Here is a 21254-nt window from a genome sequence, read left to right on the forward strand (position 1 = left end):
TATTTTAGTAAGTAAAAATATAGTATTTAATGTAATAGTAATAATAAAAAGTATATTTTTGCGTTCGAAACTATAGGTTATTTTCTGGTAAAAAACAGCTAAATAAAATTATGAGAACAGATGTTGCTAATTAAATGTTAATTATTATATTGCAGCACCTAAATTTATCACCTAAGAATGAGTATGAAAGTAAACAAAATTGTAGCCTTGCAAGTAATGATGTCAATAGTATTGATGTTGGGCACGGCTAGTTGTAGCAAAAAATCAAGTTCTAGCCGTGCTTCAAGAGCGACAGGTTGGGATGTTGATAGTCAGAACGGAACATCTGCCAGAAATGCAGGGAAAAAACAACAGGCGGGACCTGGTTTAGTTTTCGTTGAAGGAGGTACATTTACTATGGGTAAAGTACAGGATGATGTTATGCACGATTGGAATAACACACCAACTCAACAACACGTTCAATCGTTTTACATGGATGAAACGGAAGTTACCAATGGTATGTATTTAGAATACCTGGAATGGTTGAAAAAAGTTTTCCCACCTACAGAAGAAAGTTATAAAAATATTTATGCCGGGGCATCACCTGATACCTTAGTATGGAGAAATCGTTTAGGATATAATGAAACGATGACAAATAATTATTTGAGACATCCTGCATATGCTAACTATCCTGTAGTTGGTGTTAATTGGATTCAGGCAGTTGAGTTTAGCAAATGGAGAACTGACCGTGTTAATGAAGCTGTTTTAGAAAAAGAAAGATACATTAAGAGAGGGGCTAAAACACAAGATGTTAGTGCTGAAAGCTTATTCAGTACTGAAGCGTATCTTGCGTCTCCATCTACTTCTTATGGAGGTAATGAAGAAATTGTTTTAAAGAAAAGCCCTACTGGCAGAAGACCTAGAAAAGGTAAAGATGGCGCTGTAGAAGAGCAGAAAAATGTTTATGCGCAACGTTCTTCAGGAGTTATTTTGCCTGAATACAGACTTCCAACAGAAGCTGAGTGGGAATATGCTGCTGCTGCAGATGTTGGACAAAGAGAATACAATATCTACAAAGGACAAAAGAAATACCCTTGGTCTGGAGATTACACACGTTCAGCAAAACGTAAAAACAGAGGTGATCAATTGGCTAACTTCAAACAAGGAAATGGAGACTATGGTGGAATTGCAGGTTGGTCAGATGATGGTGCCGATATTACTAACAATGTAAAAAGTTATCCTGCTAATGATTTCGGTTTATATGATATGGCTGGTAACGTAGCAGAATGGGTTGCAGATGTTTACAGACCAATAATTGATAACGAAGCAAATGATTTTAACTATTTTAGAGGAAATCAATATGCTAAAAATAAAATTGGTAAAGACGGTAAATTAGAAATTATCACAAAAGATAATATTCAATATCACACATTAAGCAATGGAAAAGTAGTTGCTACAAACTTACCTGGTGAAATTGCACGTGTTCCTGTTGATGAGAATGAGACGTATTTGAGACAAAATTTCAGCAAAAGTGATAATATCAATTATAGAGATGGTGATAAACAATCTTCAAGATATTATGACTTTGGAGATTCTGAATCAGGTGATAGTACCAAAGTAGCTATGTACAATTCTCCAATACACAATGTTACCACGGATAGTTTAGGTAAGATGGTGAGAAAATATGACAGCTCAAGTAAGAGAACAACCTTAATAAACGATAATGCAAGAGTTTATAAAGGAGGTTCCTGGAGAGACAGAGCTTACTGGTTAGATCCGGCACAAAGAAGATATTTCCCTCAAGATATGGCTACTGACTACATCGGATTTAGATGTGCGATGTCAAGAGTAGGTGCTAAAACTGAAAGAAGAAAATCACCAAGGAATTAAATTTTAGAAATTCCAATAAAAAAAATTCCAAATTCCAAAACTGTTTCAGTAAGGAATTTGGAATTTTTTTATTGATTTTTTTCTAATTTTATAATCTATTAAATGTTTATATAATGAATATTAAAGAAGTTCATGACTTATTTTTAAAATGTAAATCTCTTTCAATTGATACTCGTAAAATTGAAAAAGATTCTATGTTTTTTGCTATCAAAGGAGAAAATTTTGATGCCAATACGTTTGCTCAGCAAGCACTGGAACGCGGAGCTTTATTTGTAGTGCTTGATAATGCGTCATATGTAATTGACGAAAGAACAATTTTGGTAGAAAATAGTTTAGAAACTTTACAGGAGTTAGCAAAATTTCATAGACAATATTTAAAAATTCCTATTGTTGCATTGACTGGAAGTAATGGAAAAACAACGACAAAAGAACTTATAAATGTTGTTTTGTCGCAAAAATTTAATGCAAAAGCTACTGTTGGAAACTTAAACAATCATATTGGAGTTCCATTAACTTTATTATCGTTTACCAATGAAACTGAAATTGGAATAGTAGAAATGGGGGCTAATCATAAAAAAGAAATTGAGTTTTTATGTGAAATAGCACAGCCCGATTATGGTTATATTACTAATTTTGGGAAAGCACACTTAGAGGGTTTTGGAGGTGTTGAAGGTGTTATTGAAGGGAAAAGTGAAATGTATAAATACTTGCTTGAAAATGGAAAAGTAGCTTTTATTAATTTGGATGATCCTATTCAGATTGAAAAATCAAAAAAAATAAAATCTTTTACATTTGGATTACATAACAACTTTGCAGATTTAAATGTTCAAACAATTGAAGCTAATCCCTTTGTTGTGATTAATTACAATGGTTTTTTTGTAAAATCTAATTTGATTGGACTTTATAATGCTAACAATATTAATGCTGCCGTTGCTATTGGAAGTCATTTTAAAGTTGAAAATACTGACATTAAGTCCGCAATCGAAAACTATGTTCCAACGAATAATAGATCTCAGTTATTAAAAAAAGGATCATTTGAAATTATTCTGGATGCCTATAATGCTAACCCGAGCAGTATGGCAGTGGCAATAACTAATTTTTTGCAATTAGATAATCAAAATAAAGTAATGATTTTAGGTGACATGTTTGAGCTTGGAAATGAAAGTCAGCAAGAGCATAAAATTATAGTTGATTCTTTGAAGAATCAGGATAAATCTGTTTGTTATTTGATTGGGAAATCGTTTTATGAAAATCGTATTTCTAATGAAAATCTTTATTTTTTTGAGACTTTCGAGGATTTTTCCGATTTTTTGATAAATAATAAATTCACTTCTCAAAGTACTATATTGATTAAAGGGTCACGTGGTATGGCATTGGAAAGAACTTTGGATTTTATTTAATAGAGGCTTTTAAATGATTGGATCAAGGCCTTAGATTAGAATTTAAAATTGTAATTTATGGTCTTGATTGAAACATTTAGAAAATTAGCTTTGTCTTTCCCTAATGTTGTTGAAGAACCTCATTTTGAAAAAACATCTTTTCGTATCAACAAAAAAATATTCGCAACTTTTGATGAAAAGAATAATCGGGCAGTCTTAAAATTAAACGAAATTGATCAATCCGTTTTTTGTGCTTCTAGTAAAATGATTTTTTATCCGATTCCTAATAAATGGGGAAAACAAGGCTGGACAATTGTTGAACTTTCGAAAGTAAGACAAGAGATGTTTGAAGATGCCTTAAAACTTTCATACGAAAACGTAGCTCCAAAAAAGAAACAATAAATTTATCTTACAATCGTCCGAAAAGTCAAATTTACCCTGACTTTTGAAGTAGTTTTGGTTGGCGGTAAACGATGCAGCCAATGTGTTTGCGTTTCATCTTTCATAACTAATAAACTGCCATTTTCCAGAATTAAAGAAACAACTTCTTTAGTTTCTTTATGTTTAAAAGAAAATTTTCTTTCAGCTCCCAAACTCAACGATCCAATAGCTCCATTCTTTTTTAAATCTTTTTCGGCATCGCTGTGCCACGCCATTCCTTCATCTCCGGAATGATACAAATTTAATAAACAAGAATTGAATGTTTCTCCAGTTTCAGTCTCAATTATTTCCTTTAATTCCAATAATTCTTTCGTCCACGGAAGTGCCTTTTTTGTGGTATTCGAATAGGTATATTCAAATTCCTTATCTCCATACCAAGCCACTTTTCGTTTAGTCAAAATTAATTTACCAAAGATGATGGCTTCATCGTTTTTCCATTCTATTGTATTCAGTAAAACATCCAAATAACGGTTAGAATCTTCTTTTGAAAATAATTTTCCGTAATAATTTACAGTTCCGTCTTTTGGAAGTAAGTTTGTTATTTCGTCTGTTTCAGGATTAAATAAGTCCATTTTTCCAATTTAAATATTCTGGTTTCATACAATGTCCGCAAGGCCTGAAACCATTTTGTATTGCTTCTTCTTCTGAAGAAAAGAAAACCCGATTTTCGTGTTTCATTCTTTTTCCTGATGAACATTTCAGTGTTCCGTAGATTTTTAATTTTTGATTTCCACCGAAACAAATCTCCGCATTTTTAATTTTATTTCGAAGATCTGAATCTGAAATTTCACAATGTTTTATCATTTTTTTTATAGATATTTTTATGTAGAGATGCACAGCAGTGCGTCTAAGTAAAGATTGTCGACATAAATTAATTACGTGACGTTAGACTGCTGTGTGTCTCTACGGATATACATATGATGTTTTTGCCACAGATTAAAGGATTATAATGATTAAAAATCTGTTTAAATCTGCCAAATCTGCGTGAGAAATACTCTTTTGTGATTCACGTTGCGTAGACGCACTGCTGTGCGTCTCTACTGTGTATAAACCTTTGAATATCTGTAACTTTGCCTTAATTTAATGCATCATGAAAAATAATTCCCAATGTATATCTTTCGCCAGAATGAATTTCGCTTACACCATGTTTCATATTTACCCGATAATAACCTTTTGTACCTTTTACAGGTCTGAAATTTGTCGTAAAAACTAAAATATCTCCTTTTTTTGGTTTCAAAACAATGGCTTTTGACTGCGCTCTTGGCGTTTGCTGGGTTAGAACAAATTCACCTCCTGTAAAATCTTCATCAGGTTCATTTAGAAATAATACAATCTGAATTGGGAAATAAATATCACCATACAAATCCTGATGAAGCGTATTGAATCCGCATGCGCCATATTTTAAGATTAAAACCGTTGGCTTCAATTGATTGTTATCGTGACATTGTTTTAATAATTCTTCATGTTTATTTGGAAAAACGGTATTGATATTCAAAGCTTTCATCCATGCATTTGCAATTGGAGCTAATTTAGGATAAATGGAAGAACGTATGTTTTGAATTAAATCGGGCAGGGGATAATTGAAATATTTGTATTCGCCCAAACCAAATCGATAACGTTCCATTACGACTGTTTTTCGATATAAATTTGGATTATCATAGTCAAATTTTAAGTCTTCGCATTGTTCGTTATTCAACACATTCGGAATAATGGCAAATCCATTTTGGTGCATAGATTCGGTAATGCTTTCCCAATTTTGAGAAGCAATTTTTGATTGTATATTTTGCATAAATAATTTTAAGTTGAAATTGATTTTGACAAAGTATATCTGTAGAGATGCAGAGCAGTGCGTCTACGCAAAGATTGTCGCCAAAAATTGCGGAGAGAAAACACATAACGTTAGACGCACTGCTGTGCGTCTCTACACATATATTGTGCGAATTATATTGTGTGTATAAATTATAATTGTGAATTTACCTGCGCACCTTCCCAACCAATAATGGCTGTTTTTCGCGTATTTCCCCACATATAACCGCCAAATGTTCCGGAAGATTGAATCACGCGGTGGCACGGAATTAGAAAAGCGACCGGATTACTGCCAATTGCAGTTCCGACGGCTCTTGAAGCGTTTGGTTTTTCAATTTGCTGTGCAATTGTTCCGTAAGTTGAAAGTTGTCCCATCGGAATTTTCAATAAAGCTTCCCAAACTTTCATTTGAAAATCGGTACCTTTTAAATGCAGTTTAATTTCAGATAATTTACTCCAGTCATTCTGGAAAATAAATAAGGCATTTTGTTGTGCTAAATCGAGTTTTCTTGAAAATGTCGCATTTGGAAATTTGTTTTTTAAATTTTCAAAACCAATTACTTCATCTTCGGCGAAAGCCATAAAACAAACCCCTTTTTGAGTTGAAGCGACAATAATATTTCCAAACGGACTTTCGGCAAAACTGTAATTAATAGCTAGATTTTTACCGCCATTTTTGTATTCGGCCGGAGTCATTCCTTCAATATTTACAAATAAATCATGTAAACGACTTGTGCCTGAAAATCCGGTTTCGAAAGCAGTTTCAGAAATGGTTGCCTGATTTTCTTTCAGTAATTTTTTAGCGTGTTCGATACTTGTATATTGCAAAAATTTCTTCGGACTTGTGCCTGCCCAATCGCTAAAAAGCCTCTGAAAGTGAAACGGACTCAAATGCACTTTCTCTGCAACTTCATCTAGATTGGGCTGTTCCTTGAAATTAGCTTTGATATATTCAATAGCTTCAGCGATACGATTATAATTGATGTTTTCCTGTGTATTCATTTCATTCAATTTTATAATACAAATATCGATTGGTTTGAGCGGGAATAAAATCTGAAACTTGCGGAAATATAAATTATTTGAGAATATCTTTTCTTGTAGAAACGCTGATCAATTTGTATCCATCTTCAGTTCGAAGAAATTCAAGATGGTCTTGTCCGTGATCAGCTTTATTTTTTGGATTGATCACGATATTTTTAACCGGATATTGCCAGTCCTTTGATTCATTGCAATTGTTGAAATACACATCGTATTCATTTGATTGAAAAATATACTGATTCAATCCACCTGTCGATACAAAATAATCTGTTTTGGGATTTTTGAGTTCCTGAAGCCTTAATTTTAAATAAGTATAATTTTGATGGATAAACTTCGCTTTTGATTCACTTATCCAACCATCGGGTTCTTTCCAATAGGTGATTTTATCAAAAGAATGTTTTTCTAAATTGGTTTTGGATAAATCTGAAAGTAAAGTATTTTTCAGCCATTGTTTAAATTCTTTGTCATAATTGATGAAGGAATAATATAAACCATCAATTCCAAGGAAATTATCTCTTGTTTCGTCTTTACTGGGTTCTTTTAATTTTTCTACAGAATAAAAGTTTAAATCGTCGTTGTAAGCGAAATTTTCGATTAAGATTTTATTATTGACATCAACTAAAAATTCTTTTCCCCCTTTCCAGAAAGAATGTTCGCCATCTGTTTCTTTTTTAGCATCTTTTAATCCTATAAACATTCCTTTTTTGGCTTTGGTTAAATTGCTGTATTCTGCAGGAATTACAATTTTTCCTTCTCCATTAAACATTCCCATTTTGTCAGTTTTACTGTCTGTAAATCGTATAAAACCTTCGTTTTCACAATCAGGTCCATTGTCGAAAATATATAAACTGTCTTGTCCGACAATTTTTCCTTGTTTGGTTAAATAATAGCTTTTCCATTTTCCATTTTCTTCTTCAGTAACGGAAATAATATTTTCAAATTTGGTAGCAATTGTAAAGGCTGTAAATTTCGGTTCAATTTTAATAATACCGTTTTTATCTTTAAATCCGATTTGAGTTGTGTCTTTGTTGGGAAATGAAATCCAGATGTCATTGTTTTGTGCAAATGCAGATAAATTTAGAAAGAGAACGCAGATAACAAAAAGACGTGTCATGAAGAAAGTATTTGTAGTAAATATAACACAAAGTTTTTAAAAATGGAATTTTTAATAAAAACAAAACCTAACATATTTTTAAGTTGTGTTTAAAATGTTTTTAAGAGCCAGATTTCTCAAGTCTGGCTTCCTTTAATGCTATTTCATTATCATTAAGTGTTTTGGTACTTAATGCTACTTCAGTTTTAGTTTTATTTAATTTTTCCTGAGTTTTAGCAATTTGTGTTTTTGCTTTTTCAATATTTTTCTGATGATCAGGCTCATTGCTTTTTTCTGAAGAATTTTCAAGCTGCTTTAACTTTTCAAGCTGCGCTTTTAAATCCAATTCTATTTTCCACTCTTCTTGTCCAAGTTTTATAAGTTTTTGTTCTTCTCGCGCAATTCTGTTTTTCGCTCTTTGTATTTTATTTCTCGTAAATGGTTTTGTGTTTTTCATATTTGGAACCTTTGGCTCCATCCATGGATACAGCGTATGCTGTAATTCAGGTTTTGAGGGGTCAGAATTTTGTGCAGATATAAAAAGTGGTAATAGTATGGCTATTATAGTAATCAGAGGTGTTTTCATAATTTAGTTTTGGTTTTCAAAAATATACTTATATTTTGAAATGAGACTCAAACCAAAATAAAAAACCCTCACATTACTGCAAGGGTTTGTATTTTAACTAGTAACTAAGGACTAAAAAGATTAGTATCTGTAGTATTCTGGTTTAAATGGACCTTGAACTTCAACACCAATATAAGCAGCCTGGTCGTCACGTAAAACTTCCAATTCAACTCCTAATTTTGCTAAGTGAAGAGCAGCCACTTTTTCATCTAAATGTTTTGGCAACATATAAACGTCGTTGTTGTAAGCAGCGCTGTTGTTCCATAATTCGATTTGAGCCAAAGTTTGGTTTGTAAACGAGTTACTCATTACAAAACTTGGGTGACCTGTAGCACAACCAAGGTTTACTAAACGACCTTCAGCCAAAATGATGATATCATTTCCGTTGATAGTATATTTGTCAACCTGAGGTTTGATTTCGATTTTAGATGCACCGTGGTTTTTGTTCAGCCAGGCCATATCAATTTCGTTATCAAAGTGACCGATGTTACAAACAACAGTCTTGTCTTTCATTTGCTCGAAGTGCTCTCCAAGAACGATATCTTTGTTTCCTGTAGTTGTAATGATGATATCAGCATTAGCAATTACAGTATTCAATTTTTTAACTTCATAACCGTCCATTGCAGCTTGCAAAGCACAAATCGGGTCAATTTCAGTAACAGTTACAATAGATCCTGCACCTCTAAAAGAAGCAGCAGTTCCTTTTCCAACATCACCGTATCCACAAACGATTACTCTTTTTCCAGCTAACATTAAGTCAGTTGCACGACGTACAGCATCTACAGCAGATTCTTTACAACCGTATTTGTTATCAAATTTAGATTTAGTAACAGAGTCGTTAATGTTGATTGCAGGCATTGGTAAAGTTCCGGCTTTTACTCTTTCGTATAATCTGTGAACTCCAGTTGTAGTTTCTTCAGAAAGACCTTTAATTCCAGGAACTAATTCCGGGAAACGGTCAATAACCATGTTAGTTAAATCTCCACCATCATCCAAAATCATGTTCAATGGTTTTCTGTCTTCACCAAAGAATAAAGTTTGCTCAATACACCAGTCGAAAGACTCTTCGTCAAGACCTTTCCAAGCGTAAACAGAAATTCCAGCAGCAGCAATAGCAGCAGCAGCCTGATCCTGAGTAGAGAAAATGTTACAAGAAGACCAGGTAACTTCAGCACCAAGAGCGATTAAAGTTTCGATCAAAACTGCAGTTTGGATAGTCATGTGCAAACATCCAGCGATACGAGCACCTTTAAGAGGTTGTTCGTCTTTATATTCAGCACGAAGCGCCATCAAACCTGGCATTTCAGCTTCAGCTAGTTCAATTTCTTTTCTTCCCCAGGCAGCCAGAGAAATGTCTTTTACTTTGAAAGCCACATAAGGCGTAGTCGATGTACTCATTTATAGTATATTTGTAATTGTAAAATTTTTGCAAATTTACGTAATAACTTTATAATTTTTACTAACTTCTGTAAGATTTGTGAAATGTTTAATTTATTAATCTTTAGAATGTTAGTAATAATGGTTTTTAGAAGCTAATCCTGCTGTCCGCTATATCTTTTCCTGGCTAAAGAAGCCAGAAAAAGGATGCCGCTTCCATCAGGGCTAAAAAAACAAGGTTAAATCACAAAATCAGTTTTCAGACAAAGAGAATAATTCATAATTCACCACTCATAAATTCACAATTAGAAAGAATGCCTTTATTTCAGACCATACAATTCAACGAAACCACTAAAATCTTAATCTGGGAGATAACAGAATCTTTTGAGGAGTTAGTGAGTAAAGTAACTCTAAAAGAAAAGACACAAAGAAGGTTAGACGGAATGAAGTCTCAAATGCATCAACGCGCTTTCCTGAGTGTCAGAATGCTGATTCAGGAAATGGGTTTTACAGATAAAGATTTACATTATGATGAATTTGGAAAACCATATTTCGATTGTCATAACTATATTTCGATTACACATTCGTATCATTTTGCTGCGATAATAATCAGCGATGAGACAGTTGGAATTGATATGGAACTGCAGCGTGAAAAAATTATTCGTATTGCCGATAAATTCACCGATTATGAGTGCGGTTATTTACAGCCTCATTTGACAGAAGAGTATGTGAAAAAACTAACGGTAATCTGGGGAGCCAAAGAAGCAATCTTTAAAATCAGAAACGAAAAAGGAATCAGTTTTAAAGATCACATTTGTGTAGAGAATTTTTCGTTAGATAAGCCTCAAACACAAGCGAGTCTTCATTTTGATGATTTTGTAAAAGATTTTGATGTACATTATGAGAATATACATTCAGAAAATTTTGAGGGAAATTTTACACTGGTGTATGCTTTTGAGAAATAACCACAAAGCATGGTTATTGCGAGGAACATAGCAATCTCATTTGCTGAATCAATATAGTATGATTATTTCGTTCCTCGCAGAATTTAAACATTCGCTTTTTTTCGATGCTCAAACATACTCATAAATAAAAATGTTCCCATTTTCCTGGCACGTCTTTTCAGGATTTCTACATTTTCTCCTTCAAAGTATTCGTCTAAAGTCTGAAACCAATGGTTTAGCCAGATTCCGAATTCATTTGAAGTAATTTTACCATCAAAATGCGCATCAACTTCATTATGAGCAGCAAGCGGGTTGCCTTTGTATTTTTGTATGGCAAACAGATTGGTTTCCCAAAAATCAGTCAGTTTTTCCAGATGTGCATCCCAGTCCTTAATCACTTCATTAAAAAAGAAACCTATTTCTTCATCGGCTCTTATTTTAGCATAGAACTCATGCACTAAGAAAGAGACATCAGCTCTATGTTCTATTTGTTTTTTCATATTAGAGTATTGTTGATAATGATAAACAGTACGCTAAGAAACACACTGGTTATAATTAAGTTGAAAACTGTTTTATGGCTCATTTGTGCTAAAATTGAAGTATTGGCAAACATATTGGTAAATACAATAATAGCCAATTGAATCATTTGTGTTACTGATGTTCCGTTAGACAATACAAACATTGCTGCAGTTGCACCTAAGCAGCTTTGTCCAATTACTGCCATCGTAGCAGAACCAATGTAACTTTTGTTGAAATTTTCGAATGTTGTGTTATAAAGTGTCATGATATATAGTGTTTTATAGGACAAATTTACCACCATAACACACCAACACTTTATGACTTAAATCATAAAACAAGAACTATTTTATCTGTATACTTTTCTATTTATAATTTTTAAAACACCTTTTTTTTCCAACGCTTTTATGGTTCTGATTACGGTTTCGACACGTAAACCGGTTAAATCTCCAATTTGTTGGCGTGTAAAATTAATCAGGTAGCCGTTACTGTCTTTTTTGAAATTAAAATAGGCAATTCCATGATCAATCAGTTTTAAAACGCGATGTTCCGGTTCCTGCGTTGACATTTCTGCCGCCATAACTGATTTGTAATACAAACGTTGGGCAAGATTTTCGATTATTTTAATACTCACTTTTGGATTTTCTTCTAAAAGTTTCATGAAGTTTGATTTTGAAAGCAGAAAGATTTCACTTTCATCAACAGCAATAGCATTGGCAGGATATTTTTGGTTTAGAAATAATGGTGGTTCACCAAAAGACTGCTCTTTATAAAATATTCCCTGAATAAATTCACGTCCATCATCATTATAATTGCTCATTTTTACTTCTCCCGAAATAACCTGATAATAATGTGTAGGTAAATTCCCTTCCTCAAAAATAATGTCATTTTTTCCGAAAGACTTCATTACAGCACTATATTTTTCTAACAATTCAGGACTAATCATAAATATGTTTATTTGACTATCAAAAGAATTCTACAAATATAATTCATTCAAATAGTTCTTCTACTTGAAAAAACTTTTACTTTTACGGCCGTTATGCAGCAAAAAATACTCAATATACACCAGCAGATTTTAGATGCTAAAAAAAGCAGCAAGAAACTTCTGGCTGTGCTTTTAGATCCTGATAAAATTGTGTTGGAAAATTTAGAGCAGTTAATTCTAAAAATTAGTCAGTCTCCTGCAACCCATATTTTTGTGGGTGGAAGCATTGTTAAAGCTACCATTTTAGAAGATTTGATTACACAGTTAAAACAAAAAACAAACTTACCCGTTCTTATATTTCCGGGTGATCCTTCGCAGATTTCACCACAGGCAGATGCTATTTTGTTTCTTTCATTATTGTCAGGGAGAAATCCTGATTATTTAATTGAGTATCAGGTTCAGGCGGCACCAATCCTTAAAAAAACAAATCTGGAAGTGATTTCTACAGGGTATATTTTGATTGAAAGTGGTAATGAAACTGCTGTAGCACGTGTAAGTAAAACAAAACCGCTTAACCGCGAAAATTTTGATTTGGTTCTGGCTACTGCTCAGGCAGGAGAAATGTTAGGAAATAAATTAATCTATTTAGAAGCCGGAAGCGGTGCCAAAAATGCAGTTCCTCTGAAAATGATTCAGTTGATTGCTCAAAATATTGAGATACCAATAATTGTTGGAGGCGGAATTACAGATTTACAAGGAATTCAAAAGGCTTACAATGCTGGTGCTGATTTAGTAGTAATTGGAACAGCTTTTGAAAACGACAGTCATTTTTTTGAATCCTGAAACAACCAAAAAGAGAACCCAAAATGATTGATTTTTTTCTAGATAGTTATAAAAATGCTCCTTTATGGCATATTGCTTTAGAGTTTTTGGTGTTTGTTTGTGGGATATTGAGTGTCTGGTTTGCCAAAAAGGAGAATATCTGGGTCTATCCAACAGGTTTAATAGCTACTGTAATTTCGGTTTATCTTTTGTATATTGCTGGTTATATAGGAGATATGATTATTAATGGGTATTTTTCGGTAATGAGCATCTATGGCTGGTATGTTTGGGCAAAAGGGGGAACTGTTGAGGATAATTTGCCTATTACAAGAACTAATTTCAAAGAAAAAATAACAGGAATTTTATTGTTTATAATTACTATTTTTGTAGTTTTCGGTATTTATAAGTATTTCGATTATACAATTAATGCGGACAATTATATTGACATGATTTCGTCCGGAATATTTTTTGCAGGAATGTGGTACATGGCAAAGAAAAAAATCGAAAACTGGACACTTTGGATTATTGGTGATATTATTGTTGTGCCTCTCTACGCCTATCGTGGTTTAGGAATGTTGTCACTTCAGTATTTAATTTTTACAATTTTGGCTATTTCAGCTTATTTAGAATGGAGAAAAATCTTAGACAGCAAAAAACAAACATTATAAAAATTGCCTTATTTGGGCCTGAAAGTACAGGAAAAACCACATTGGCAAAACAACTCGCAGCTTACTATGAAACCGAATGGGTTCCGGAGTATGCACGTGAGTATCTGCAGATTAAATGGGAAGAGAATAAGCAAATTTGTACTGAAGCTGACATGATGCCAATTGCTTACGGGCAGGTAGCATTAGAAAATGAAAAGCTCGAGACTGCTCAGCAATATCTGTTTTGTGATACTAATTTAATGGTAACCAAGGTTTTTTCTGAAGTATATTATGGAAATTGCAACCCGATTTTAAATGAAGCAGCCTTAGCGCACGAATACGATTTGTTTTTCCTGACTGATATTGATGTTCCCTGGGAAAAAGACGATATTCGTGACAATCCAAATAAAAGAGAAACCGTTTTCTCTGTTTTTAAACAAACTTTAATAGAAAATAATAAACCATTTGTCACTATTTCAGGTGATAAGGAAAGCCGTTTGGCTAAAGCTGTAGCTGTTATTGATAATCTTACGACTGCTAAAAAGAAAGGATTTTCTTCTGCTGATTTTGTTGAAATTTACAATCACGGAATTCCTTTTGAAAATATACTGAAACAGCTTAAGATTTTTAAAAAAGGAATCTCTAAATGCAACTTAATAAGTCCTGCAACTGTTAATAACGGAATTTTAAGTTTGTCAACTGCTGATTTTGAAGAAAAAGCTGCTTTTTTTGATAAACATAAAAGCTGTTTTAAAATTTGTAAATTTATTCCGGCGTCTGGTGCGGCAACCAGGATGTTTAAGTTTTTAATTGCTTTTTTGAATACTTATGATATTGAAAAAGAAACAATTAATTCCTATATCAATAGAAAAAAAGATAACGATTTATCTATTTTTATTGTCGGGATGGACAAATTCCCTTTTTTCAAATCAGTATACAAAAAGCTTAAAGAAATTTATCCTGATTTTGATGCGTTAGACCGAGACCATAAAAATTATTATTTTATAAAATTATTGCTCTCTTCTGAATATTTTGATTTTGCGAATAAGCCAAAAGCAGTTTTACCTTTCCATAAATACAAAACCCATATTGCAAATCCAATAGAAGAACACCTGAATGAATGTGTGCATTATGCAGAAACAAATAAAACATCTAATCTACATTTTACAGTTTCAGAAGTGCATCAGCGATTATTTGAAAATGCTATTGCCGATGTCAAAGAGAAAGTCGAATCTGAATCCGGAACGCAGATCAATATTAGTTTTTCTTATCAAAATAAACAGACAGATTCTATCGCTGTCGATGTAAAAGACAATATTTTTAGAAGTCAGAAAGGTTCGTTTATTTTCAGACCTGGAGGTCATGGGGCATTGATTGAAAACCTTAATAACATTGATGCAGATATTATTTTTATAAAAAATATTGACAATGTGATTCAGAATAATATTGATAAAACTACTTTATACAAAAAAGCATTAGCAGGAATTTTGATAGAAGCGCAACAAAAAGTTTTTGGTTATTTAAATGCGATAGAAAAAGAAGAAATTAAAGAACAGGATATTGAGGAAATTGTTAAGTTTTTGATGCAAAAACTAAATATAGAAATGACCGGGGACTTTAATAAATATACTTTTGAAAATAAAATAAGTAAAATAAAAGAACTACTGGACAGACCAATTCGTGTTTGCGGTATGGTTAAAAATGAAGGGGAAGCAGGTGGAGGACCTTTCTGGATTAGAAACGATAAAGGGGAAATTTCACTCCAAATTGTAGAAAGTTCACAAGTCGATTTGACCAGTAAAAAACAAAAGTCAATTTTAGAAAATGCAACCCATTTTAATCCGGTTGATTTAGTGTGCGGAACTAAAAACTATAAAGGAGAACAGTTCAATCTGGAAGATTTTGTAGATCATAATACAGGATTCATTGTTGAAAAAAGTGCTGAAGGTAAAATAGTTAAAAATTATGAATTACCGGGATTGTGGAATGGCGGAATGTCTAATTGGCTTACCCTATTCGTTTCGGTTCCGTTAATAACATTTAATCCTGTAAAAACGGTAAACGACTTATTAAAACCGGCACATCAGCCCAACAAGTAGTGGATATCGAAAAAATCATATCAGAATTAAATTTCAAAGCCGTAAGGAGTAGTGGTGCAGGAGGACAGAATGTAAATAAAGTGTCTTCAAAAGTTGTGCTTACTTTTGATCTGAATGCTTCTCAGGCTTTATCTGAAGACGAGAAATTGCTTTTGCAGACTAATATTGCACCAAGATTAACGTCAGAAAATATACTCATTTTAAATTGCGACGAAGACCGAAGCCAGCTTAAAAATAAAGAAATTGTTATAAAACGGTTTTTGGAAATCATCAAAAGAGGATTATATGTTCCAAAAGTCAGAAAGGCTACAAAAGTTCCGAAATCTGTAATTAAAAAGAGAATTAAGGATAAAAAGAATATTTCTGAAATAAAACAATCTCGTAAAAAGCCCAGATTAGATTAATTTTAAATCTAACACACAATTTGATTTTTGTGATTGATTTTTATAATTGCCTTTTGATTTTTGCAATTTTAAACACTACTTTTGCACTGTCTCAAAGGGGTGCTCTAAATAACGAGCTGAGATCATACCCAAAGAACCTGAGCGAGTAATGTTGCTAAGGGAAAAAACGACAAACATTTCAGTGTAAACTATATTTTGTCGGGAACACATTTATTAATTTAACCAAAAGAATAATTCCCCCTTTTATTCGTAATTCTTTACGGATGAAAACTTTTTTAAAAAGTACTGAGGTACTAAGTTACAAAGGTTCTAAGTTGAACCAAAAGTCTATTTTCTTTATTCTATTCTCTTTATTCTATTCTCTATTCTCTACTGCACAAGAGCAGGATTCAACCAAAGTTAATCAGCTGGATAATGTATTGGTTTCAGCAGTTCGTGTTACTACAAAAACACCCGTGAGTTTTAGCAATATGGATAAAAAGGAAATCAAATACAGAAATTTAGGTCAGGATATTCCAATTTTAATGAATTACCTTCCATCAGTCGTAACCACTTCTGATGCCGGAAACGGAATGGGCTATACAGGAATCCGTGTTCGCGGAAGCGATGCAACTAGGGTAAATGTTACCATAAACGGAATTCCGTATAATGATGCCGAAAGTCAGGGGACCTTTTGGGTAAACATGCCAGATTTTGCTTCTTCGGTAGAAAGCCTGCAATTACAGCGTGGTGTAGGAACGTCAACCAACGGTTCCGGTGCTTTTGGTGCCAGTCTGAATATGCTGACAGATAATTATGCTTCAAAAGCAAATGGTGAAATTTCGAGCTCTTATGGGACTTTCAATTCGAATAAAAATACGGTTAAATTCAGTACTGGTCTTTTAAACGACCATTTTGAACTGGCCGGACGTTTGTCTACAATGAAATCAGACGGTTATGTAGACCGGGCAAGTTCTGATTTGAAATCTTATTTTCTTCAGGGAACCTATGTTGGGAAAACCACTTTAATTAAAGCATTGGTTTTTGGTGGAACACAGAAAACGTATCAATCCTGGAACGGAATTGATGCTGAGAAATTAAATGATGACCGTCAATACAATTCTGCAGGTGAATATACAGATGAAGCAGGAAAAACCCGCTATTACGATAATGAAACTGATAATTACAATCAGGATCATTATCAGTTGCACTGGAGTGAATCATTTTCTGATAAGTGGAGTACGAATTTAGCTTTTCATTATACGAAAGGAAAAGGTTATTACGAAAATTATAAACAAGATGCTGATATGGCCGATTATGGTTTGCTTCCTGTTGATGCGGTAAATACAACTGATTTAGTGCGTCAAAAATGGTTGGACAATGATTTCTACGGAACTACTTTTTCTGCAAAATATAAAGATCAAAAACTGGATGTGATTTTAGGTGGAGGCTGGAATAAATACGAAGGTGATCATTTCGGAAAAGTAATCTGGGCAAGATATGCATCACAGTCAGAATTAGGCGACCATTATTACGATGATTTTTCGACTAAAACTGATGGAAATATTTTTGTAAAAGCCAATTATCAGATAATGGATAAATTAAGTTTTTATGGCGATTTGCAATACCGAAATGTGAATTATACAGCCAATAGTTGGGAAACCGGTGTGGTAGATGATACTTTTGATTTTTTTAATCCAAAAGCAGGTTTAAACTTTGAAATCAATCAAAAAAGCACACTGTATTTTTCATATGCCCGTGCCAATCGTGAACCAAACAGAACCGATTATGAAGGAGGAAATGTAAAGCCTGAAAAATTAAATGATTTTGAATTAGGATGGAGATTTAACTCTGAGAAATTTCAACTGACTACGAACTTGTATTATATGGGATACAAAGATCAATTGATTTTAACGGGAACCTTAGACGATGTCGGAAATCCAATTCGCTCAAACACAGACAAGAGTTATCGTTTAGGTTTTGAAGCCGATGCAACAATTAAACTTTCTGATAAATTTATTATTAGACCAAACTTCACCTTAAGTAGTAATAAAAATGTCGATTTGGATGTTGAAGGTCAAAACTACGGTACAACTAATATTGCCTATTCACCTTCTGTTATTGCCGGAAACATAATCGTGTTCAGCCCGATTCAGGATTTGCATATTTCGTTATTACAAAAATATGTAGGAGAGCAATACATGAACAATATCGAATTACCATCAGCAAAACTGGCAGATTATTTTGTAAACGATTTGAATGTTTCTTTTGAAATTAAGCCAAAATCCGTATTCAAATCAATAACGATTACAGGATTGGTTAATAATATTTTAGATAAAAAATATGTTTCAAACGGAGCAATGTGGGATATTTATCCTTACTATTATCCTCAGGCAGGAATCAATTTATTAGCAGGACTAACATTGAAATTTTAGGGACATACCTGCAAAAAAACAAAGCCTGAAAATTTAAAACTTTCAGGCTTTGTTTTTAGTTATAGACGTGAATCACAGTTCCACTTACTTCAACACGATATTGTTTTAAGGGATATTCTTTTCCTCCTTGACCAGTAAATAAACTATATTGTGCATCATCACAAGAGCAAACGGCATTAATACCATCAATAGTCATAGCAGTGCAAGAAGTTAATGCCTGATTAGGACATGCTGCATCAAAAGCATTATAACCGCTTCCTGCATTAAAAATGATAACGCCTTTAGCGCCATAACCGGAAATAATAACGCCGTTACTTACATACTTCAGATTAGAGTAAGCCGGTAAATTCATATCTATACTGAAATTCACAGTATAATTTGGGATGTAAGGGTTTTTGTTATTTATATCGTTATCACTGCACGAAAAAAGTACAGAAATAAAAAGTATTAAAAGCCAGATTTTTTTCATTTTTTAAAGGTAATTAGTGAAACAAAAATAATTTATTTGATTATGAATTTTATATGATTAACATATAATTATGTACTATAAAAAATAATACTATATTTGTAATAAGAAAATCCCGTCCCGATGGGATTTTTTGTATTTATATAAACGATGAAGTTATGAGTAAAGTATCTTATTATACAGCAGAAGGATTAAAAAAATTAAAAGAGGAGTTGGAGCACTTAAAAAGTGTAATGCGTCCAAAGGCATCTGCGGATATAGCTGAAGCAAGAGATAAGGGTGATTTATCTGAAAATGCCGAATATGATGCTGCAAAAGAAGCACAGGGTTTATTAGAAATGAGAATTTCTAAATTAGAAGAAGTATATTCTAATGCCAGATTAATTGATGAATCACAATTAGATGTTTCAAAAGCATTGGTATTATCTAACGTTAAAATCAAAAACCAAAGCAACGGAATGGAAATGAAATATACACTTGTTGCAGAAAGTGAAGCAGATCTAAAAACCGGAAAAATTTCGGTAACTTCTCCTATCGGAAAAGGCTTGCTTGGAAAATCTGTTGGGGAAGTAGCTGAAATTACCGTACCGAATGGCGTTTTAAAATTTGAAATTCTGGAGATTTCCAGAGACTAATATTTTTCGGTTTATCGTTGAACCGTTAAATCGGTTAAACGATTCAACAATTAAACGATTTAACAAATAAACAATGAGTTCTATATTTACCAAAATAGTAAACGGAGAAATTCCTGCCTATAAAATTGCCGAAGATGATCATTTTTTAGCTTTTTTAGATGTAAATCCAAATGCTAAAGGACATACACTATGTATTCCAAAAAAGGAAATCGATAAGATTTTTGATATGGATGATGAACTGTATTTGGGATTGATGAAATTTTCTAAAAAGATTGCAATAGCTTTAGAAAAAACAGTTCCCTGCAAAAGAATTGGCATGGCAGTTGTTGGTTTAGAAGTTCCTCATGCGCATGTACATCTGATTCCGTTAAATGAAATGGATGAAATGCGTTTTCTAAATAAAGTGTCACTTTCGAAAGAAGAATTTGAAACTTTGGCGAAAAACATTCAGTCGAATTTATAATTTTGATGTCAGGTTGAGCGAAGTAGAAATCTTTTGATATTCAAAATTTCCAACCACTTAATGATTAAATAAAAAAGTGTAGCAAAAATAATTTTCGCTACACTTTTTTATTTAGTGAAACCTGAAATGTAGTTCCTTTCCCTATTTCAGAATGTAAAACCCTGATTTTTCCACTATGATATTCTTCAACAATTCTTTTGGTTAATGAAAGACCTAATCCCCATCCACGTTTTTTAGTAGTAAAACCGGGTTCAAAAATAGTTTTGAATTGGTTTTTTGAAATTCCGGTTCCGGAATCTTTTACATTTATTTTTACATGATGATGATCCTGTTCGATAACAAGTTCTAAAGTTCCTTTTCCTTTCATGGCATCAATAGCATTTTTGACTAAGTTTTCAATAGTCCAGCTGTGCAATGTGGTATTGAATAAAGCGACAATGGGTTCTTTAGGCGCCGAATAGGAAAAGGCTACCTGTTTAGAAAAACGGGATTGCAAATAGTCATAAGTACTTAAAGTTTCAGCAACGATATCATGCTCTTCTAAAACCGGAACAGAGCCAATCTTTGAAAAACGATCCGTAATAGTTTGAAGACGTTCCACATCTTTTTCAATTTCTAATGTAATTGTCTGGTCAATTTCTTCTGTTTTTAATATTTCTATCCAGCCAATTAATGAGGAAAGGGGAGTGCCAATCTGATGCGCTGTTTCTTTTGCCATTCCGGCCCAGAGTTTGTTTTGAGTGGCCATTTTAGTGCTTTTGTAAAAATTATAAATCAAAGCAGCAAACAAAAAGATAATCAATAACAGAGCAATAGGATAATACTTAAGTTTATTCAGTAATGCCGAATTTCCGTAATATAACTGTTGGTGTTTTCCGGGAGCGTATTCAAAAATTATAGGCTCATTTTCACTTTTTAATTTATTCAGATATTTTTTAAACTTCTCCTTGTCATTAAGAATTTCGTCAGGAACATTTTTAGAATTAATGACCTTATCGTACATCACCAGCATTACCGGAACTGAACTGTTACTGTTTGTAATTTCCAGAGGCAAGTCAAGGTCTGTATATTCGTCTGCATTAATAATTGTTTTTTGTGCGTTGGCCAAAATATTCATTTTCAGCCTCTCTTCATTTTTGAATATCTGAAAAAAGGTATAGGTATTCCAAAGTATCAGCGAAATGATTGAAAAGGAAATAAAAATAATAATCCAACGGGTAGTATTTCTGCTTTCAGAAAAATTCATAAAGTAATTTTTGAGGTATAAATATAACGAAATAAACACATTTAA

The 21254-nt window shown here is 33.0% G+C and carries 23 protein-coding genes; 11 read left to right on the forward strand and 12 right to left on the reverse strand.

Going from position 1 to position 21254, the window contains the following annotated elements; genetic code table 11:
• Positions 1 to 183 precede the first annotated feature (183 nt).
• The 3 genes from gldJ (at position 184) to DMB68_RS12240 (ending at position 3650) form a co-directional block, all read left to right on the forward strand.
• The gene (gldJ, locus tag DMB68_RS12230; protein WP_110346933.1) at positions 184 to 1869 is read left to right on the forward strand and encodes a gliding motility lipoprotein GldJ; all 1686 of its coding nucleotides are present in this window, start codon (positions 184 to 186) and stop codon (positions 1867 to 1869) included.
• Positions 1870 to 1982: 113 nt separating this feature from the next.
• Positions 1983 to 3269: a UDP-N-acetylmuramoyl-tripeptide--D-alanyl-D-alanine ligase gene (locus tag DMB68_RS12235; protein ID WP_110346934.1), complete on the forward strand. Its 1287-nt coding sequence runs from the start codon at positions 1983 to 1985 to the stop codon at positions 3267 to 3269.
• A gap of 57 nt (positions 3270 to 3326) precedes the next feature.
• Positions 3327 to 3650, forward strand: a complete 324-nt coding sequence (locus tag DMB68_RS12240) for an MmcQ/YjbR family DNA-binding protein (RefSeq protein ID WP_110346935.1) — start codon at positions 3327 to 3329, stop codon at positions 3648 to 3650.
• 2 nt (positions 3651 to 3652) lie between these two features.
• Here the strand turns inward: DMB68_RS12240 and DMB68_RS12245 are convergent, their stop codons facing one another.
• The 7 genes from DMB68_RS12245 to ahcY all read right to left on the reverse strand — a co-directional run bounded on the left by DMB68_RS12245 (position 3653) and on the right by ahcY (position 9649).
• A complete protein-coding gene (locus tag DMB68_RS12245) occupies positions 3653 to 4261 on the reverse strand; it encodes an alpha-ketoglutarate-dependent dioxygenase AlkB family protein (RefSeq protein WP_110346936.1) in 609 nt (202 codons plus the stop codon).
• On the reverse strand, positions 4248 to 4493 hold the full coding sequence (locus tag DMB68_RS12250; protein WP_110346937.1) for an Ada metal-binding domain-containing protein: 246 nt from the start codon (positions 4491 to 4493) through the stop codon (positions 4248 to 4250). The genes DMB68_RS12245 and DMB68_RS12250 overlap by 14 nt, the downstream gene beginning before the upstream one ends.
• A gap of 271 nt (positions 4494 to 4764) precedes the next feature.
• Entirely contained in the window at positions 4765 to 5478 is a 714-nt protein-coding gene (locus tag DMB68_RS12255; protein ID WP_110346938.1) for a 2OG-Fe(II) oxygenase, read from the reverse strand.
• 170 nt (positions 5479 to 5648) lie between these two features.
• Positions 5649 to 6497, reverse strand: coding sequence for a bifunctional helix-turn-helix domain-containing protein/methylated-DNA--[protein]-cysteine S-methyltransferase (locus DMB68_RS12260; RefSeq protein WP_110346939.1), 849 nt, complete (start codon positions 6495 to 6497; stop codon positions 5649 to 5651).
• Between the two features lie 73 nt (positions 6498 to 6570).
• Positions 6571 to 7647 (reverse strand): hypothetical protein, encoded by a 1077-nt coding sequence (locus tag DMB68_RS12265; protein ID WP_110346940.1) that lies wholly within the window; start codon positions 7645 to 7647, stop codon positions 6571 to 6573.
• Between the two features lie 100 nt (positions 7648 to 7747).
• The gene (locus DMB68_RS12270; protein ID WP_124019427.1) at positions 7748 to 8083 is read right to left on the reverse strand and encodes a hypothetical protein; all 336 of its coding nucleotides are present in this window, start codon (positions 8081 to 8083) and stop codon (positions 7748 to 7750) included.
• Positions 8084 to 8332: 249 nt separating this feature from the next.
• A complete protein-coding gene (ahcY, locus tag DMB68_RS12275; protein ID WP_110346942.1) occupies positions 8333 to 9649 on the reverse strand; it encodes an adenosylhomocysteinase in 1317 nt (438 codons plus the stop codon).
• 293 nt (positions 9650 to 9942) lie between these two features.
• Between ahcY and DMB68_RS12280 the strand changes: the two genes are divergently transcribed.
• Complete coding sequence (locus DMB68_RS12280) at positions 9943 to 10593, forward strand: 4'-phosphopantetheinyl transferase family protein (protein WP_110346943.1); 651 nt, start codon at positions 9943 to 9945, stop codon at positions 10591 to 10593.
• 83 nt (positions 10594 to 10676) lie between these two features.
• On the opposite strand, the gene DMB68_RS12285 is transcribed toward DMB68_RS12280, so the two are convergent.
• The 3 genes from DMB68_RS12285 to DMB68_RS12295 form a co-directional block, all read right to left on the reverse strand.
• The gene (locus tag DMB68_RS12285) at positions 10677 to 11072 is read right to left on the reverse strand and encodes a group III truncated hemoglobin (protein WP_110346944.1); all 396 of its coding nucleotides are present in this window, start codon (positions 11070 to 11072) and stop codon (positions 10677 to 10679) included.
• Positions 11069 to 11356: a hypothetical protein gene (locus DMB68_RS12290; protein ID WP_110346945.1), complete on the reverse strand. Its 288-nt coding sequence runs from the start codon at positions 11354 to 11356 to the stop codon at positions 11069 to 11071. The genes DMB68_RS12285 and DMB68_RS12290 overlap by 4 nt, the downstream gene beginning before the upstream one ends.
• A gap of 81 nt (positions 11357 to 11437) precedes the next feature.
• On the reverse strand, positions 11438 to 12034 hold the full coding sequence (locus DMB68_RS12295) for a Crp/Fnr family transcriptional regulator (RefSeq protein ID WP_110346946.1): 597 nt from the start codon (positions 12032 to 12034) through the stop codon (positions 11438 to 11440).
• Between the two features lie 93 nt (positions 12035 to 12127).
• Between DMB68_RS12295 and DMB68_RS12300 the strand changes: the two genes are divergently transcribed.
• The 5 genes from DMB68_RS12300 (at position 12128) to DMB68_RS12320 (ending at position 18399) form a co-directional block, all read left to right on the forward strand.
• A complete protein-coding gene (locus DMB68_RS12300; RefSeq protein ID WP_110346947.1) occupies positions 12128 to 12856 on the forward strand; it encodes a geranylgeranylglyceryl/heptaprenylglyceryl phosphate synthase in 729 nt (242 codons plus the stop codon).
• Positions 12857 to 12879: 23 nt separating this feature from the next.
• Positions 12880 to 13503, forward strand: coding sequence for a nicotinamide riboside transporter PnuC (pnuC, locus tag DMB68_RS12305; protein WP_110346948.1), 624 nt, complete (start codon positions 12880 to 12882; stop codon positions 13501 to 13503).
• Positions 13464 to 15581: a DUF4301 family protein gene (locus DMB68_RS12310; protein WP_110346949.1), complete on the forward strand. Its 2118-nt coding sequence runs from the start codon at positions 13464 to 13466 to the stop codon at positions 15579 to 15581. The genes pnuC and DMB68_RS12310 overlap by 40 nt, the downstream gene beginning before the upstream one ends.
• Positions 15581 to 15985, forward strand: a complete 405-nt coding sequence (gene arfB, locus DMB68_RS12315) for an alternative ribosome rescue aminoacyl-tRNA hydrolase ArfB (protein WP_110346950.1) — start codon at positions 15581 to 15583, stop codon at positions 15983 to 15985. The genes DMB68_RS12310 and arfB overlap by 1 nt, the downstream gene beginning before the upstream one ends.
• Positions 15986 to 16248: 263 nt before the next feature.
• Positions 16249 to 18399: a TonB-dependent receptor gene (locus DMB68_RS12320; protein ID WP_110346951.1), complete on the forward strand. Its 2151-nt coding sequence runs from the start codon at positions 16249 to 16251 to the stop codon at positions 18397 to 18399.
• 55 nt (positions 18400 to 18454) lie between these two features.
• Here the strand turns inward: DMB68_RS12320 and DMB68_RS12325 are convergent, their stop codons facing one another.
• Complete coding sequence (locus DMB68_RS12325; RefSeq protein WP_110346952.1) at positions 18455 to 18868, reverse strand: Rieske (2Fe-2S) protein; 414 nt, start codon at positions 18866 to 18868, stop codon at positions 18455 to 18457.
• 155 nt (positions 18869 to 19023) lie between these two features.
• On the opposite strand from DMB68_RS12325, the gene greA reads away from it, so the two are divergent.
• A complete protein-coding gene (gene greA / locus DMB68_RS12330) occupies positions 19024 to 19500 on the forward strand; it encodes a transcription elongation factor GreA (protein WP_110346953.1) in 477 nt (158 codons plus the stop codon).
• 73 nt (positions 19501 to 19573) lie between these two features.
• Positions 19574 to 19963, forward strand: a complete 390-nt coding sequence (locus DMB68_RS12335) for an HIT family protein (RefSeq protein ID WP_110346954.1) — start codon at positions 19574 to 19576, stop codon at positions 19961 to 19963.
• Between the two features lie 97 nt (positions 19964 to 20060).
• On the opposite strand, the gene DMB68_RS12340 is transcribed toward DMB68_RS12335, so the two are convergent.
• The gene (locus DMB68_RS12340) at positions 20061 to 21209 is read right to left on the reverse strand and encodes a sensor histidine kinase (protein WP_110346955.1); all 1149 of its coding nucleotides are present in this window, start codon (positions 21207 to 21209) and stop codon (positions 20061 to 20063) included.
• Between the last annotated feature and the right edge of the window lie 45 nt (positions 21210 to 21254).

The sequence above is a fragment of the Flavobacterium hydrophilum genome, assembly GCF_003202405.1.
GTDB lineage: Bacteria > Bacteroidota > Bacteroidia > Flavobacteriales > Flavobacteriaceae > Flavobacterium > Flavobacterium hydrophilum.

Coding starts and splice junctions, on each gene's coding strand:
- DMB68_RS12290 (WP_110346945.1), bottom strand. CDS start 11,356: ATGACACTTTATAACACAACATTCGAAAATTTCAACAAAAGTTACATT.
- DMB68_RS12270 (WP_124019427.1), bottom strand. CDS start 8,083: ATGAAAAACACAAAACCATTTACGAGAAATAAAATACAAAGAGCGAAA.
- DMB68_RS12245 (WP_110346936.1), bottom strand. CDS start 4,261: ATGGACTTATTTAATCCTGAAACAGACGAAATAACAAACTTACTTCCA.
- DMB68_RS12310 (WP_110346949.1), top strand. CDS start 13,464: ATGGAGAAAAATCTTAGACAGCAAAAAACAAACATTATAAAAATTGCC.
- DMB68_RS12260 (WP_110346939.1), bottom strand. CDS start 6,497: ATGAATACACAGGAAAACATCAATTATAATCGTATCGCTGAAGCTATT.
- DMB68_RS12325 (WP_110346952.1), bottom strand. CDS start 18,868: ATGAAAAAAATCTGGCTTTTAATACTTTTTATTTCTGTACTTTTTTCG.
- DMB68_RS12265 (WP_110346940.1), bottom strand. CDS start 7,647: ATGACACGTCTTTTTGTTATCTGCGTTCTCTTTCTAAATTTATCTGCA.
- DMB68_RS12255 (WP_110346938.1), bottom strand. CDS start 5,478: ATGCAAAATATACAATCAAAAATTGCTTCTCAAAATTGGGAAAGCATT.
- DMB68_RS12340 (WP_110346955.1), bottom strand. CDS start 21,209: ATGAATTTTTCTGAAAGCAGAAATACTACCCGTTGGATTATTATTTTT.
- ahcY (WP_110346942.1), bottom strand. CDS start 9,649: ATGAGTACATCGACTACGCCTTATGTGGCTTTCAAAGTAAAAGACATT.
- greA (WP_110346953.1), top strand. CDS start 19,024: ATGAGTAAAGTATCTTATTATACAGCAGAAGGATTAAAAAAATTAAAA.
- DMB68_RS12280 (WP_110346943.1), top strand. CDS start 9,943: ATGCCTTTATTTCAGACCATACAATTCAACGAAACCACTAAAATCTTA.
- gldJ (WP_110346933.1), top strand. CDS start 184: ATGAAAGTAAACAAAATTGTAGCCTTGCAAGTAATGATGTCAATAGTA.
- DMB68_RS12250 (WP_110346937.1), bottom strand. CDS start 4,493: ATGATAAAACATTGTGAAATTTCAGATTCAGATCTTCGAAATAAAATT.
- DMB68_RS12320 (WP_110346951.1), top strand. CDS start 16,249: ATGAAAACTTTTTTAAAAAGTACTGAGGTACTAAGTTACAAAGGTTCT.
- DMB68_RS12295 (WP_110346946.1), bottom strand. CDS start 12,034: ATGATTAGTCCTGAATTGTTAGAAAAATATAGTGCTGTAATGAAGTCT.
- DMB68_RS12240 (WP_110346935.1), top strand. CDS start 3,327: ATGGTCTTGATTGAAACATTTAGAAAATTAGCTTTGTCTTTCCCTAAT.
- DMB68_RS12285 (WP_110346944.1), bottom strand. CDS start 11,072: ATGAAAAAACAAATAGAACATAGAGCTGATGTCTCTTTCTTAGTGCAT.
- pnuC (WP_110346948.1), top strand. CDS start 12,880: ATGATTGATTTTTTTCTAGATAGTTATAAAAATGCTCCTTTATGGCAT.
- DMB68_RS12300 (WP_110346947.1), top strand. CDS start 12,128: ATGCAGCAAAAAATACTCAATATACACCAGCAGATTTTAGATGCTAAA.
- DMB68_RS12335 (WP_110346954.1), top strand. CDS start 19,574: ATGAGTTCTATATTTACCAAAATAGTAAACGGAGAAATTCCTGCCTAT.
- DMB68_RS12235 (WP_110346934.1), top strand. CDS start 1,983: ATGAATATTAAAGAAGTTCATGACTTATTTTTAAAATGTAAATCTCTT.